Raw genomic sequence first — 14,163 nt, forward strand, 5'->3', positions numbered from 1 at the left:
GTGGAGCATGGCGGGGTGGGCGATGGGGCGGGCTTTGTCCAGGGCGGTGGTGATGATGGTTCCGGCGCGGGAGGCGATGGTTCCGGCGGCCAGGACCGCGGCGGTGTGTTCGCAGGCCGGCGGTGTGGGCTGGCCGGTGATGCCGGTGCGGGGGAGTACGGCGGTGGCCACGGCGAGGCGGCGGCGGGCTTCGGCGGCGCTGATCCGCAGCCTGACGCGCAGGAACTCGGCGGTGTTCCGGCACCCGTCAGCCACCGGCCCCGGAACCGGCACCGCCACTGGTGCGGCGGCTTCGGCCCCGGCGGTTTCGGTGCCCCAGCCGGTGGTCCAGCCGGCTGCTTTGCTGGCTGGTCCGGCGGCGTTGATCGCCGCAGTGCGTGTCCTGTCAACGACGGCCGCGGCGAGCAGCTGGAGGTGGTCGACCCGGCGGGAGAGCCCCTCAACGAGGTCGGCGAAATCTGCAGCGTCATCGAATCCGGCCAGTGTCAGCTCCTCAGGCATGCTCTCAACCGCGGCCTCCACCAAGGCCAGACACCGGCGCAGGTCCTCCAACGCCCCGCGCTTGAGGGCGGTGTGCCGGCCACTGAAGGGCGTGGCAGCTAAGTGGCCGGGGGTGACAGAAAAGCCGGCGGCAGCCCCGCCGTCGAACGCCGGATGATCCGCAGGAGTCGAAACGGGAACGCTACGGAGCCCGCGGCTCTGCAGCATGGCAGGCACGCTGAGGCCCGGCGTAACCGCCCGGCCTGCGGGGTCATCCGCTGCGTGTTCCCCAATGGCTTCCATAGGGAAACTTTGTCAGAGGGGTGTGACATTTTTAGCTGTGTCAGGGAGCCAGGCTGAGGAAAGGGAAATCTATATGAGCACCGTAAATTACTTGGGCTCTACGTCTCGGAAACAGCGGGCTTCCGGCCCTTAGAATCTGAACCGGACGCAGCCGGCTCCTTCTGCCAGGGCCACCTGCCTGTGATTTCAAGCTCCAGCGAGAAGCTCAGGAAAGTACGGATGAGCACGATGATCGCCAGTACTCCGACACTGTCATACGTCGGTGCGACGGCGACGGTGCGGATGATATCGGCCGCGACAAGAAGTTCCAGGCCCAGCAGGATGGAGCGGCCGAGGAGCTGGCGGTAGGAACGGTAGACGGACATGCGTTGGGCATCAGCCGGCAGCCGGCGGGGTTGGTAACCGCGCAGCGCCATGGGGATCGAGACCACCGCGCCGATGACCATCACAGCCACGCCCGCGAAATCCACGAACCTGCCGACTGCTTCAATGATGTGCTGAAAATCCATCGGACCCCTCGTTTGAATAGGATTCGGTCACGCCAGGCCCGGGGGCCAGTTCCAGCCTGCCATGGAGCGAGTTCCAGCACGTGGACCTCAAGCAACAACTTAGGGGTGACGCACGCCGACGCCGGCCAGGATGTCGCGGTAACCCTCCCGGAATGTGGGGTAGGTGAATGCGCATCCGGTCTTGCGAAGCAGCGCATTGCTGCATCGCTTGTTGCCGCCCCGCGCTTCGCCAACATCTCCCGACGGCGGAACGTCGAGCCCCAGCTCTGCCGCGAGGAACCGCAGGACGTCGCCGAGCTCGGCAGGCTCATCGTCCACACCCACGTACACGTGCTCCGGGTCTTCGGCCATGGTGCACAGGTGGACGATGGCCCCGGCCGCGTCGTCGCGGTGGATGCGGTTCGTGTAGCGGGGCTCTTCGGGGCTCACCGCCGATCCGCTGCGGACCTGGTCGATCAGCCTGGTGCGACCTGGCCCGTAGATGCCGCCCAGGCGCAGGACCACGGGGGCGCTAGCCGTACCGCGCAAACGCTTAAACAGCAGGTCCTCGGCTTCACGGATGATGCGGCCGGAGAAACTGCCGGGTGCCGGCGGCGTACTTTCATCCACCCAATCACCGCCGGCGTCGCCGTAAACGGCGGTCGAGGACACGAACAGAACACGCTGCGGCGTCACGCCGTCGCGCTCTAGAGCGTCCAGCACATGCGACAGGCCGTCAACGTAGGCCGTGCGGTACGCTGCCGCAGTCGGCGAATCAGCGGCCACTGCAACGACGACGGCGGTAGTGTCCGCCGGAACAGGCGGCAGGTCTGCGGTGCTCAGGTCAGCCGCCACGCCTTCGATTTCCGCTGGCAGTTTCGCCGGGGAACGCCGCCATCCCACGACGCGGTGGCCGGCGGCAGCGAACCGCAGCCCGGCTTCGGTCCCCAGATCCCCGCATCCGGCAAGAAGTATTGTCATAGCTGTCAGTCTGCCAGAACGCGCGCTGTCCTCAAGGAGCCGGGACCGGGAAGAAAACGCGCGGGTCCTGAAGCAGAGCCGGGTAATCGAACACCGAACGGTCAATGATTTCAGTGACTTTGAAGTTGCGGCCGAAGCGGCCATCGTCGAGGGTGATCGGCCGGCCGAGGACCATGCCGACGGCGAACCTGCTGCCGCCCTCGAGGGGAACCGCCACCGGCGACTTGCCCGGGAGGGTTGAGAAGGCCGCTTCCTGGCGCTGGCGCTTGCGCGACGGCTTCTTGACCAACTGCTTGGGAGGCAGCTTGCGGACGACAGGGCGGCGGGAACCTGAATCTGCATAAACCGGCTGGTAGTCGTCTTCGCTGACCGTAGTCTGCGCCGCACGTCCCACTGCCGGCAGAGCGACTTTGTCCAGGCGCTCAGGATCGATGTCGCCCACGTGTTCGCGTAGGATCCACAGGACATCGCCCTCCGGGTCTTCCGGCAGGAACTCGTGGCGGGGCTCCGGCCACACATACTCCAAGTCGGCTTCAGCATCCGGGAAAATCGGCGTATAGAAGCGCGCGTCCTTCCGAATGAGGTTGGAACGGTGGCTGAGGTGGAATTCGGGCTCGCCAAGCCACGGCGGCATCGGGATCTTAGCGGCGTAATCCGGGTGGGCAGCCTGCGGTGCAAATTCCCGAATATTGTCACGAGTATTGTCCGGGAATCCGCGCTTGATCCATTCATCGGCCATGGCCAGGCCGTACATGGTGAGGGCCGGGACGTAACCCATCCACATGCGGACGGCGGGATGCGACTGCCAGCCGTACTCCGGGATCACCAGCGCACGGAGCATCTGCAGTGCTTCTACACGCTGTTTGCCGAGCCTGGCGGGGTCCAGCGCGGCAGCGCTTTGCTGGAAATCGGGATACGGAAGGAAGGTCTGCATCCTTTCAGTCTGAGGCCCCGCGCCCGATGTGCCAATTACGGTGTCGGGGCCCACACAAACTGGGCCACCAATTATTCGGAACAAGGTGTTCACATCGTGGACCGATGCATACATTAAGGTGCGGCAACCACTAAGATAGCCAAAACCTCAACAGCGTCTGGAAGCCCTTACATGACTCTTACCTCCCCTGCGCCGTTATCGACTGCGGCCTCAGCACCCGAATCCCATGCGTCACAGGCGTCCCAGCCGTTCGTTCCTAAGTACGGAAAAATGCTAGGTCCCGAGGCAAACGGCATCCTGGTTCTCGACGAGTTTACGCTCGATCCTGCTGCCGCCCGCAAGGAGCAGCATGGCTTCCGTGCTGCCTTGGCATCCGTGACTGTGGCTCTGCGCCGGCTGGTTGCCCTCCGCTTGGTGATCGCACTGGTAGCCATTGCGAATCTGCCGCTGTTCCTGATGTCGACAGGCTGGTGGATCTACGCCGTGTCCCTGTCTTTGGTCATCGGCGTGCACCTGGCCGTGAACTGGCTGAACCGGCACGAGCCACGCGTGAAGCAGCGCCACGAACTTGAACTCCACCGGCACCGCGAGCGCAGCGCCAACTACCGCAAGATGCGCGACGCCGTGAAGTTCGTCATTGATACCCCGACCCGCATGAACGAGCACCTCTACCTGGAGTTGCTCCACGCCAAGCGCGTCGCACTCCACCTTGCTTCGGGCACCGTTGCTCTGCTGGACACGAGCGACGACACTGCCTGGAAAGTGCGCATCGTCCGGGAGTTGCCGGCAGCCGTCTGAGACGGCGTCCGGCAGTAGCCGCCTGATGCTGTCAGGCGGCTGCGGCCAGAGCTAACAGACACGACGCCGGGACGTCCTCCGCAAGGGGACGTCCCGGCGTCGTGCTGCTTTAAGCGGTTGCGGTGCTTGAGCGGACGACCGCGGGACGTCGCCCTCAGGGGCGTGCCGGCGTCGTGCTGGGAGGGACGGGTGGACGGCGCATCGGGCCCGAGCATGCGGCTCCAACGTCCGCTGGGACCGTTCAACGTCCGCTGGGAGCGACCAAACCCACACAGATAGAGCCTGGTTAAACGAAGAACGCCTTAAAAGAGCAACGCCGGGCCGCCCTCAAGGGGCGCCCGGCGTTATTCTGCAGGCAGTACGGAACTGTCAGCAGGCTGCGCGATTAGGCAGGCAGCTGCAGAACTTGGCCGACGAACACCAGGTCGGGATCGGCGATGGTGTCAGCATTGGCGTCGGCAAGGCTCTGCCAGCCGCCCTTGATGCCGAGCTTGTCCGCGATCTTGCTCAGAGTGTCGCCACTCTGAATGGTGTAGGTCTCGCCGCTCACGGCGACGGCGGCAGCGTGCTTGGCGTGGGTCTTCACGGGAAGCTGGACCGGAACTTCAGTGGCTACCGGAGCCTGGGCAACGGGTGCAGCCTGAACCGGAGCAGCCTTAACCGGCGCGCTCTGCGGCTGGATCTGAGGAGCGGCAGCGCCACCGCCACCGCTCAGGCCCAGCTTGGCGGCGCAAGCGGGCCAAGCGCCCCAGCCCTGCGTAGCCTGGACCTTCTCGGCTACGGCGATCTGCTGGGCGCGGGAGGCGTTTTCAGGCGACCCGGTGCCGCCGAAGGCAGCCCAAGTCTGCGGGGTGAACTGCAGGCCGCCGGAGAAGCCGTTGCCGGTGTTGATGGCCCAGTTGCCGCCGCTCTCGCACTGGGCGAGGGCGTCCCAGGTGGAACCGCTGGCGGCGGGGACGGCTGCGTTGGCGGCGGTGGCGGAAAGTGCCAGACCTGCCATGGAAACGGCGGCGACGGTTACTCCGCGGCGCGCGGCAGTGCTGAAAGTGGATTTCTTCATGATGGGATGCTCCTGAGGCCACCCGCGCTCGGTCCGTCCCCGGACGTTGTCGCGCTACCGCCCGCCCCTGACGAACTAGAGGTCACTTCGGTGTCCGCCGGCCGGGCAGTAATTGGTGGAGGCGGCACCGGGCATTCAAGGGCCCGCGACTCGCGCGAGCATGTGTTCCACCGTAGAGGAGTGCCACTCCGTTATCAAATCGAGATCAATATTGACAGTCATGCCTTAGGCGAGGCGCCTTGATCCCAAGGCGGAAGCGAGATATGGCGCTGTCCGACTGTCCGTTGAAAGCGCGACGGTGGTTGCCGTCCCGGCGGCGACGATTTCACCGCCGGCGTCGCCACCGGCGGGTCCCAGATCGATGACCCAATCAGCGGCAGCGACGACGTCCATGTCGTGCTCCACCACGACCACCGTGTTGCCGGCATCCACCAGGCGGTGCAGCTGCGCCATGAGAAGTTGGACGTCGGCTGGGTGCAGCCCCGTCGTGGGCTCATCCAGCAGGTAGAGCGTGTGGCCTCGGCGGGCCCGCTGCAGCTCGGTGGCGAGCTTGATGCGCTGGGCCTCTCCTCCGGAGAGCTCGGTGGCTGGCTGGCCCAAGCGGAGGTAGCCCAAGCCCACTTCCCGCAAGGTTTGCAGGCTGCGGGCAGCGGCCGGGACCTCGGCCAGGAATTCGGCGGCCGCGTTCACAGTCATGTCCAGGACTTCGGCAATATTCTTGCCGCGGTAGGTCACTTCCAGGGTCTCTGGGTTGTAGCGCGAGCCATGGCATTCCGGGCACGGGCCGTAGCTGCCGGGCAGGAACAGCAGTTCAACGGCTACGAAGCCCTCGCCGAGGCAGGTTTCGCAGCGTCCGCCGGTCACGTTGAAGGAGAAGCGTCCGGCGCCGTAGCCCAGGGCTTTGGCCTGGTCCGTCGCGGCAAATTCCTTGCGGACCGCATCAAAGAGGCCAGTGTAGGTGGCGAGGTTGGAGCGGGGCGTGCGGCCGATCGGTTTCTGGTCCACCTTCACCAGCCGGTCCACCTGGTCGAGGCCGGACACTGGCCCGACTGTGAATGGTGACGGGGGGCCACCTGCGTGGTCCGCTTCTTCCGCCGGCGATGGCCCGGCCGCCTGATTCGAGCCGGTGCTGGCATCGGGCTCAGGGTGCAGCCGGGCTCGCACGACCTCTGCGAGCACCTGGCTGACGAGGGTCGACTTGCCGGAGCCGGAGACCCCAGTGACCGCGGTCAGGACGCTTAGCGGGAAGGTGGCGTCAAGCTCACGCAGGTTGTGCCGGCTGATGTTGCGCAGCTCCAGCCAGCCGTCGGGATCCCGCCGCGCGCCGCCGTCGGAAGTACCGCCGTCGGGCCTCCCGCCGTCGGTCTCCGACCCCAGCGAAGCAGCCGGAAACAGGAACGGCCGGGTGACGGACCCGTCGATGTCGGCCAGCCCGGCCACTGGGCCGCTGTAGAGCACCTCGCCGCCGCCCTCGCCGGCACGCGGCCCCACGTCCACGAGCCAGTCGGCGCGCCGCACCATGTCCATGTTGTGCTCCACGACGAACACCGAATTGCCGGACGACTTGAGCTGCTCCAGGACCGCCAGCAGGGGTTCGGCGTCGGCGGGGTGAAGGCCTGCGGACGGCTCGTCGAGCACGTAGATCACGCCGAACAGGCCGGAGCGCAACTGGGTGGCTATGCGGAGGCGCTGCATCTCGCCCGGGGAGAGGGTGGGGGTGGCGCGGCCCAGTGCCAGATAGCCCAGGCCGAGGTCCAGCAGGACCGTAATCCGCTGCAGGAGGTCCCGGGTGATGGCGACCGCCACCTCGTTATCTTCCCCGGAGCTCCGCTTGCGGGAGGCCGTGGCCGAATCCGCCAGTTCGGTGGTCGGCCGGATGATGTCAGCGAGTTCCGCCATGGGCAGCGCATTGAGGTCGGCGATGGTGTGCCCGGCGAAGGTCACCGCCAGCGCGTCGGGGGTCAGGCCAGTGCCACTGCAGCGGGGGCAGGGGCCGGTTTCCATGTAAGCGAGCACGCGTTCGCGCATGGTGTTGCTCTTCGAGTCGGCCAGGGTGTGCAGGACGTAGCTTCTGGCGCTCCAGAAACGGCCCTTGTACGGTTTGGCGACCCGGTCGCGCTGGGGTGTCACCTCCACCACGGGCTGTTCCTCGGTAAAGAGGATCCAGTCGCGGTGCTTCTTGGGCAGCTGGCGCCACGGCGTGTCCACGTCGTAGCCAAGGTGGGTGAGGATGTCGCGCAGGTTCTTGCCCTGCCATGCACCGGGCCAGGCCGCGACGGCGCCGTCGCGGATGCTCAGTGCGGGGTCGGGAACCAGCGACTCCTCGCTGACGGTGTGGGCGGTTCCCAGGCCGTGGCACTCGGGGCAGGCACCGGCTGCCGTGTTCGGCGAAAAGGCATCCGAGTCCAGTGGTGCAGCGCCGGCCGGATACGTGCCCGCGCGCGAAAACAGCATGCGGAGCGAGTTCGAGAGCGTGGTCACCGTGCCGACCGTTGATCGGCTGCTGGGGGTGCCGCGGCGCTGTTGGAGCGCGACGGCGGGTGGCAGCCCCGTGATCATCTCCACCTTGGGGTTGTGCCCCTGCTGGATCAGGCGCCGGGCGTAGGGCGCCACGGATTCAAAGTAGCGGCGCTGGGCCTCGGCGTAGATGGTGCCGAATGCCAACGAGGATTTGCCCGAGCCGGAGACTCCGGTGAAGGCGACGATGGCGTCGCGCGGAACGTCCACGTCCACGTTGCGAAGGTTGTTTTCGCGGGCTCCGCGGACCCGGACAAAGCCGTTAGCCGGGTGGCCGGATGCCATGCCGGGTTCCATGGCAGCCGGGGCGTGTTCCAGGCCAGCCACGACGGGTTCCAGATCTGGCAAACGGTCAGCATAGATTTCACTTCGCATCTGTTCGACTCTAGCGGTGGTGGTTGGCCCGGGGTCTATTCTGACGTTGTGAACAATTACGACGGCGCCACCGAACCGACCGAGCAAGCTCCTCTTGTGAACGAATCGGCCGTTCCGGCGGTCCCGCCGATCACGCCCTTGGCGGAATTGCATCTGCACATTGAGGGGACCCTGGAACCCGAGCTGATCTTCGCGCTCGCCGGGCGCAACGGCATCGAACTGCCCTACGCGGATCTGGATGAGCTGCGGGCGCGCTACGAATTCACGGACCTGCAGTCCTTCCTGGACCTGTACTACGCCAACATGGCCGTGCTGCGCACCGAGGAGGACTTCGCGGACATGACCCGCGCGTACCTGAGCCGTGCCGCCGCTGCCGGCGTGCGGCACGCGGAAATCATGCTGGATCCCCAGGCGCATCTGTCCCGCGGGGTGTCGCTCGGGACCTGCGTCAACGGGGTTGCCTCGGTTCTCGCCTCGTCACAGGAGGAGTTCGGGATTTCCACGCTGCTGATCGCCGCCTTCCTGCGGGACCTGTCGGAGGAATCGGCGCTGGAGGTTCTTGAGGCATTGCTGGCGATGAACGCGCCGATCGCTGGCATCGGACTCGATTCTGCTGAGGTGGGCAACCCGCCGACCAAGTTCGAGCGGCTGTTTGCACGGGCCAGCGAAGCAGGCCTGCGGAAGATTGCCCACGCTGGCGAGGAGGGACCGCCGTCGTACATTATCGAAGCGCTGGACGTGCTGGGAGTGGAACGGATCGACCACGGCATCCGCTGCATGGAAGATCCCGAGCTTGTCGAGCGGCTGGTGGCCGACCGCATCCCGCTGACCGTGTGCCCGCTGTCCAATGTCAGGCTTAGGGCTGTGGACACGCTGGCCGACCACCCCCTTCCGGCGATGCTGGCGGCCGGGCTAAATGTCAGTGTGAACTCGGACGACCCCGCATACTTCGGCGGATACGTCGACGACAACTTCACCCAGCTCGAGTCGGTGATGGGTCTGTCCGAATTTGACCGTGTCCGGCTGGCTGCCAACTCGATCGGCTCCTCGTTTGCCACCGAGGAGCGCAAGGCGGAGCTGCTGGCTGAACTCTCGGGCTGAGGTCTCTGAGGAGAGCGGACATAAATCGTGCACATGACGACTTCAATTGAAGCCGTCCGCCGCGGATTGGCCTCTCCGCTTCAGGCAATGTTACGTTTAGGTCACCGGTTGGCGCCACGCCCTTCAGAGCGTCCTGAATGCCGTCTTGTGTGGTAAGCCTCCAGGCGGCAGTGCGAGGTGTGGCCGCAGACCGTAACTGACGTCGGCAGGACTTTGTCCCCCCATCGGACTGCCGTTTCCGCACACCCAACAGAGGCTTTTATCCCCATGCCTAGGAAAAATCTGCTGGCCATCAGCATGCTCTCGGTCCTACTCGCTACGCCGGCATGCAGTGCCGGGGCCGATGCCCAAGACTCATCGTCGCGATCATCGGGCGCGGCCAGCACTGGTGCACAGGCTAACTCCGGTGCCACCTACACCGATATATCGTCGGGAGTGGGCGTTTCCCAGAGGGCGGCAGCCGAGAAGGCCAAAATTGCCGCCAAGGCTAAGGACGCTGCGGCGGAGAAGGCTAAGGTTGCCGCGGCCGGGAAGAGCACGCCGGCGGAGAAGGCTAAAGATGCCGCGGCCAAGAAGGAAGCGGCGGCGGAGAAGGCGAGAGCCGCTGCAGCCAAGAAGAAAGCCTCAGGCAAGAAGGAGTCCGGGGAGGCTGCAGCCAGGAAGCCGGGAGCCGGCAAGGCGCGCGTGACGGTTCCGAAGCCTCCGGTGGTAACCCCCAAAGTCCCGACGCCGCCGGTGGTAACCCCCAAAGTTCCCAAGCTGGGGGAGGTAACCCCCGCCGTTCCGACGCCGCCAGTGGTAACGCCCACGGTTCCGGATCTGCGCGAGGTAACCCCTACGGTTCCGAACTCCGCCCCGGCGACGGTTGATCCGGCGTCGTTCATCAGCATCGTCAAGGCCGCATACACAACTGCATCTATCTGGTAAGAGGGACCTTGGCAGCAATGCGGGGACTGGCCAGCAGGCCGGTCCCCGCATTTTTTTGAGCGCTGAGATGCCTGAGTCGCCGGCATGAGGCGAATTGCTTGCAGCCACTTCCAAGACCTGCTAGTCCTGTGACAGGGGCAACACGAAGGTGTAGTGCCGGGCCCTAAGCAGCAGGACCCAGACTAATGAGCGAGTCGAGGAGAGTGCAGCATGCCGCGCAAGAACCCGCGGGTGGAAGAGGCTGACGAAAAAGACCTTGAGGTGGGCAAGCCGAAGGACTGGGCAGCGGGCATTCCCGGCGTCCTCCACTCCATCCAGCCTGCACTGAAGCACATGGGTGTGGGCAGGACCGAGAAGACCCTGCTCAACCTGAACCAAAAGGACGGCTTTGACTGCATGAGCTGTGCCTGGCCGGATCCCGGACACCGGAAGACTTTTGAGTTCTGTGAGAACGGCGCCAAGGCCGTTACCTGGGAAGCCACCCCGGTGGTGGTCGCGTCGGAGTTCTGGGCGGAACACCCTGTCAGTGAACTCCGGCAAAAGCCCGAGTATTGGCTGGGCATGCAGGGGCGGCTCACGGAACCGGTCTATAAACCCGCGGGGGAGGACCACTACAAGCCGGTCAGTTGGGATGAGGCGTTCAGGATTCTGGGCGACAAGCTGAATGGCCTGGCGAGCCCGGACGAGGCAGCCTTCTACACAAGTGGCCGGACGTCCAACGAGGCTGCATTCATCTACCAGCTGTTCGTGCGGGCCTATGGAACCAACAACCTGCCGGACTGCTCCAATATGTGCCATGAATCATCGGGCTGGGCCATGGGCCAGACCATTGGCATCGGCAAAGCCACCATTTCCTATGACGACTTTGCTAAGGCGCAGCTGATCATCATCATGGGCCAGAACCCCGGCACCAACCATCCGCGCATGCTCACCGCACTGGAGGAAGCCAAGGAAGCCGGCTGCGAGATCGCCGCCGTCAATCCGCTCCCTGAAGCGGGACTTATGCGGTACAAGAACCCGCAAAAGGTCAAAGGGATCGTGGGCCATGGAACTGAACTCGCGGATCAGTACCTGCAGATCCGCGTCGGCGGCGACATGGCGCTCCTGCAGGCCCTCTCCAAGAGGGTCCTCGATGCTGAAGCGAAGAATCCCGGAACCGTGCTGGACCATGAGTTCCTTGAGGAGCGCTGCCAGGGGCTGGAGGAACTCCGGGCGCACCTGGCGGAGCTGGATGAGGACACCGTCCTTGAGGCTACGGGCCTGCGCAGCGAGGAGATCGACGAACTGGCTGCCCGCTATCTGAAGGCGGACAGGGTCATCATTACGTGGGCCATGGGCATCACCCAGCACAAAAAGGGCGTCGCGACCATCAAGGAGATCATCAACCTGCTCCTGCTGCGCGGCAACATCGGCAAGCCGGGCGCCGGCGCCTCACCCATCCGCGGGCACAGCAACGTTCAAGGGGACAGAACCATGGGCATCTGGGAGCAGATGCCGCCCGCCTTCCTCGACGCCCTCGGCAAGGAGTTCGATTTTGAGCCGCCGCGTGAGCCCGGCTTGGATTCCGTCCAAACCATTCGGGGAATGCGCGACGGCGACATCAAGGTTTTCGTGGCGCTGGGAGGCAACCTCGTGGCCGCCATTTCAGACACCCACGCTGCGGAAGCGGCCATGGAGAACACGGACATGACCGTGCAGATCTCCACGAAGATCAACCGCTCGCATACCGTGACCGGCAAGGAAGCGCTCATCCTGCCCACCATGGGACGGACCGAGATAGATATGCAGGCGTCCGGACCGCAGTTCGTTTCCGTCGAAGACACCGTGTGCGCTGTGCATCCGTCGGAGGGCAAGGTGCGGCCGGTCGCGCCGAACCTGCTGTCCGAGGTGGCCATCGTCTGCCGCTTGGCACGTGAGACCGTGGCGGGAAAGACGAGTGCGGACTGGGAGGGCTTCGAAAAGAACTACGACCTCATCCGTGAGCACATCTCGCACGTCGTTAACGGATGCGAAAACTACAACGACAAGATCCGGCAAAAGGGCGGCTTCGTCCTGCCGAACGGCCCGAGGGACTCCCGCACCTTCAACACGCCCACCGGCAAAGCGATACTGACCGTCAACCACCTGGAGCACGTGGAGCGGCCGGCGGGGACCCTCATCCTGCAGTCCGTACGGTCGCACGACCAGTTCAACACCACGATCTACGGCTACAACGACCGTTACCGCGGAATCAAGAAGGGCAGGGATGTGGTCTTTGTCAGCCCCGAGGACATCAGCGAACTCGGCCTTAGTGACGGCCAGTTTGTTGACCTCCACGGGGTCTATGAGGACAACGTCGAGCGGGTGATGAGGAAGCTGCGGGTGGTGTCCTACCCCACGGCCCGGGGCTGCGCGGCCACATACTATCCGGAAGCCAACGTGCTGGTTCCGCTGGACAGCGTGGCGGAGGGAAGCAACACGCCGGCGTCGAAAGCGGTGATAGTCAGGCTGGAACCGAGCACCGCGTGAGGCGGAGTGGACGGCGCGTGCGAAGCGGGGCCCGGGCCGTGCTAGGCACGTGACGGGGACTGGACGGCGCGTGCGAAGCAGCTGGGCGGCTCTGCTCCGCTGACCTGTCCTCGGCCTGCCCGCCGGTCCTCGCCCTCGGGCGGCCGTCTGTCTTCGCCGCCGCCTCTCATTGAGCGGTGCTGGACCAGCCCTTGCTGTCCGGGCCGCCGTCGGCTCCGTGCTCGCACAACTGCAGAGCGATTTCAGCAGCTGACTGCACGGCCTGGACCGGGGTCGTCTTGCCGTTCTGGGCGGCAAGCCCGGCGGCATAGCCGACGAGCAGGGCGCTGACGGGCCCGGCGGACTGGTTGACGGCGCGGCTGGATTCGTGCGTCAGCCGGGCAACCAGTTGCTGGTCAACCTCAAGGTCCAGAATCTGCAGCGCTTGAGTGAGACGCCGGCTCCACTGGGACAGCTCCTGATCCGCGGTTGTCCTGGCCGCGCTGCCGCCTTCGGTGCCCTCGGTGGTGGGGGTCATGGGATTCCCTTCGGTTGCTGTGGAGCGGGTACGTGCGAGCGGGTACGTGTCGGGTCCGGGATATGCAGACCGCCACTATAGGCCGTTCGTTTCTGCAGCCACAATGGCTCCTGAGGTTGTCTGGTCTGCTTTCTTGCTCCACTTCAACAGGGCCACCTCGGCGCCGCGCCCGTGTTTCCAGGGTCCGGCGCCGGGATGTGCGGGCCAAAGTGGTGCAGAAATGCGCGCGGTCTGGCCCCCGCGGGCCGAGATGGGGCTCGGATTGCTAGGGCGTCGGGCTGCCGCCGTTGACGTTCAGCGTCTCACCAACCACGAAGCTCGACTCCGCGGACGCCAGAAAGACGTAGGCCGGGGCAAGCTCCGCCGGCTGGCCCGCCCGGCCCAAGGGAGTGCTCTTGCCGAACTCGGGCAGGGCTTCCTTGGGTTGGCCGCTGCTAACCTGCAGCGGAGTCCAGATGGGACCGGGGGCCACAGCATTGACCCGGATTCCCTTTGGTGCCAGTTGCTGCGCGAGGCCCTTCGTGAAGTTGTTGATGCTGGCCTTGGTCGTTGCGTAGTCCAGCAGGGTGGGCGACGGGTTGTAGGCCTGGACCGACGTCGTATTGATGATCGTCGACCCCGCCGGAAGGTGGGGGACCGCCGCCTTGGTCAACCAGAACATGGCGTAGACGTTGGTTTTCAGGGTGTGGTCGAACTGTTCGTCGCTGATCTGGCCGATGTCCTCCTGGGCCACCTGCTTGCCGGCGTTGTTCACCAGAATGTCGAGGCCGCCCAGTTCGCGGAGTGCGGTGTCCACCAATTCCCGGCACGTGTCGGAGTCCTTGAGGTCGCCGGGGACCTTCACGGCTTTGCGGCCGGCCTTTTCGATGAGATTGGCGATCCTGGCTGCGTCCTCTTCCTCCTCGGGAAGGTAGGACAGCACGACGTCGGCCCCCTCCCGTGCGAACGCGATCGCAGTAGCAGCGCCGATTCCTGAGTCCGCACCGGTGACGATGGCCTTGCGCCCGTCGAGGCGGCCGGTTCCGCGGTAGCTGTCTTCTCCCAAGTCCGCCTTGGGGATCAGTTCGGCGTCGAGGCCGGGTTCGGGCTGGTCCTGCTTTGGCGGCTCAATGTGCTCATAGGCGGTGACGGGATTCTTGAAAGTGTACTGATCAGTCATGGTGCTCCTCCTGAC

Annotated in this window: 12 protein-coding genes; 4 read left to right on the forward strand and 8 right to left on the reverse strand. The window is 65.3% G+C overall.

The genetic code is table 11. The annotated features are described in order from the left end of the window. The 4 genes from J7E80_RS22470 to J7E80_RS22485 all read right to left on the reverse strand — a co-directional run. Positions 1-783, reverse strand: a 783-nt coding sequence (locus J7E80_RS22470) for a DUF222 domain-containing protein (protein WP_215054425.1), incomplete at its 3' end; no start/stop codon positions are given. Positions 784-881: 98 nt separating this feature from the next. Then, the gene (locus tag J7E80_RS22475; protein ID WP_215054426.1) at positions 882-1,292 is read right to left on the reverse strand and encodes a DUF1622 domain-containing protein; all 411 of its coding nucleotides are present in this window, start codon (positions 1,290-1,292) and stop codon (positions 882-884) included. Positions 1,293-1,391: 99 nt separating this feature from the next. Beyond that, positions 1,392-2,252 carry an SDR family oxidoreductase gene (locus J7E80_RS22480; RefSeq protein WP_215054427.1) on the reverse strand — a complete coding sequence of 287 codons (861 nt, stop codon included), beginning with the start codon at positions 2,250-2,252 and terminating at the stop codon, positions 1,392-1,394. Between the two features lie 31 nt (positions 2,253-2,283). Next, entirely contained in the window at positions 2,284-3,186 is a 903-nt protein-coding gene (locus J7E80_RS22485; RefSeq protein WP_215054428.1) for an MSMEG_6728 family protein, read from the reverse strand. A gap of 270 nt (positions 3,187-3,456) precedes the next feature. Between J7E80_RS22485 and J7E80_RS22490 the strand changes: the two genes are divergently transcribed. Next, positions 3,457-3,984, forward strand: coding sequence for a hypothetical protein (locus J7E80_RS22490; RefSeq protein ID WP_215054429.1), 528 nt, complete (start codon positions 3,457-3,459; stop codon positions 3,982-3,984). A gap of 385 nt (positions 3,985-4,369) precedes the next feature. On the opposite strand, the gene J7E80_RS22495 is transcribed toward J7E80_RS22490, so the two are convergent. After that, positions 4,370-5,044: a transglycosylase family protein gene (locus J7E80_RS22495; protein WP_215054430.1), complete on the reverse strand. Its 675-nt coding sequence runs from the start codon at positions 5,042-5,044 to the stop codon at positions 4,370-4,372. A gap of 225 nt (positions 5,045-5,269) precedes the next feature. Next, complete coding sequence (locus tag J7E80_RS22500) at positions 5,270-7,858, reverse strand: excinuclease ABC subunit UvrA (RefSeq protein ID WP_215054453.1); 2,589 nt, start codon at positions 7,856-7,858, stop codon at positions 5,270-5,272. Positions 7,859-8,032: 174 nt separating this feature from the next. Between J7E80_RS22500 and J7E80_RS22505 the strand changes: the two genes are divergently transcribed. The 3 genes from J7E80_RS22505 to J7E80_RS22515 all read left to right on the forward strand — a co-directional run bounded on the left by J7E80_RS22505 (position 8,033) and on the right by J7E80_RS22515 (position 12,472). After that, positions 8,033-9,037 carry an adenosine deaminase gene (locus tag J7E80_RS22505; RefSeq protein ID WP_215054454.1) on the forward strand — a complete coding sequence of 335 codons (1,005 nt, stop codon included), beginning with the start codon at positions 8,033-8,035 and terminating at the stop codon, positions 9,035-9,037. Positions 9,038-9,304: 267 nt separating this feature from the next. Next, positions 9,305-9,964, forward strand: coding sequence for a hypothetical protein (locus J7E80_RS22510; RefSeq protein ID WP_215054431.1), 660 nt, complete (start codon positions 9,305-9,307; stop codon positions 9,962-9,964). 210 nt (positions 9,965-10,174) lie between these two features. After that, complete coding sequence (locus J7E80_RS22515) at positions 10,175-12,472, forward strand: FdhF/YdeP family oxidoreductase (protein WP_215054432.1); 2,298 nt, start codon at positions 10,175-10,177, stop codon at positions 12,470-12,472. 166 nt (positions 12,473-12,638) lie between these two features. On the opposite strand, the gene J7E80_RS22520 is transcribed toward J7E80_RS22515, so the two are convergent. After that, positions 12,639-12,989 carry a DUF6457 domain-containing protein gene (locus tag J7E80_RS22520; RefSeq protein ID WP_215054433.1) on the reverse strand — a complete coding sequence of 117 codons (351 nt, stop codon included), beginning with the start codon at positions 12,987-12,989 and terminating at the stop codon, positions 12,639-12,641. A gap of 265 nt (positions 12,990-13,254) precedes the next feature. Continuing rightward, positions 13,255-14,148, reverse strand: a complete 894-nt coding sequence (locus J7E80_RS22525; RefSeq protein ID WP_215054434.1) for a glucose 1-dehydrogenase — start codon at positions 14,146-14,148, stop codon at positions 13,255-13,257. Positions 14,149-14,163: the final 15 nt, after the last annotated feature.

The organism is Arthrobacter sp. ISL-28 (assembly GCF_018613875.1).
GTDB lineage: Bacteria > Actinomycetota > Actinomycetes > Actinomycetales > Micrococcaceae > Arthrobacter.

Excerpts from the sequence above, each read along its gene's own strand:
- J7E80_RS22475 (WP_215054426.1), bottom strand. The coding sequence starts at position 1,292 with ATGGATTTTCAGCACATCATTGAAGCAGTCGGCAGGTTCGTGGATTTC.
- J7E80_RS22480 (WP_215054427.1), bottom strand. The coding sequence starts at position 2,252 with ATGACAATACTTCTTGCCGGATGCGGGGATCTGGGGACCGAAGCCGGG.
- J7E80_RS22485 (WP_215054428.1), bottom strand. The coding sequence starts at position 3,186 with ATGCAGACCTTCCTTCCGTATCCCGATTTCCAGCAAAGCGCTGCCGCG.
- J7E80_RS22490 (WP_215054429.1), top strand. The coding sequence starts at position 3,457 with ATGCTAGGTCCCGAGGCAAACGGCATCCTGGTTCTCGACGAGTTTACG.
- J7E80_RS22495 (WP_215054430.1), bottom strand. The coding sequence starts at position 5,044 with ATGAAGAAATCCACTTTCAGCACTGCCGCGCGCCGCGGAGTAACCGTC.
- J7E80_RS22500 (WP_215054453.1), bottom strand. The coding sequence starts at position 7,858 with ATGGAACCCGGCATGGCATCCGGCCACCCGGCTAACGGCTTTGTCCGG.
- J7E80_RS22510 (WP_215054431.1), top strand. The coding sequence starts at position 9,305 with ATGCCTAGGAAAAATCTGCTGGCCATCAGCATGCTCTCGGTCCTACTC.
- J7E80_RS22515 (WP_215054432.1), top strand. The coding sequence starts at position 10,175 with ATGCCGCGCAAGAACCCGCGGGTGGAAGAGGCTGACGAAAAAGACCTT.
- J7E80_RS22520 (WP_215054433.1), bottom strand. The coding sequence starts at position 12,989 with ATGACCCCCACCACCGAGGGCACCGAAGGCGGCAGCGCGGCCAGGACA.
- J7E80_RS22525 (WP_215054434.1), bottom strand. The coding sequence starts at position 14,148 with ATGACTGATCAGTACACTTTCAAGAATCCCGTCACCGCCTATGAGCAC.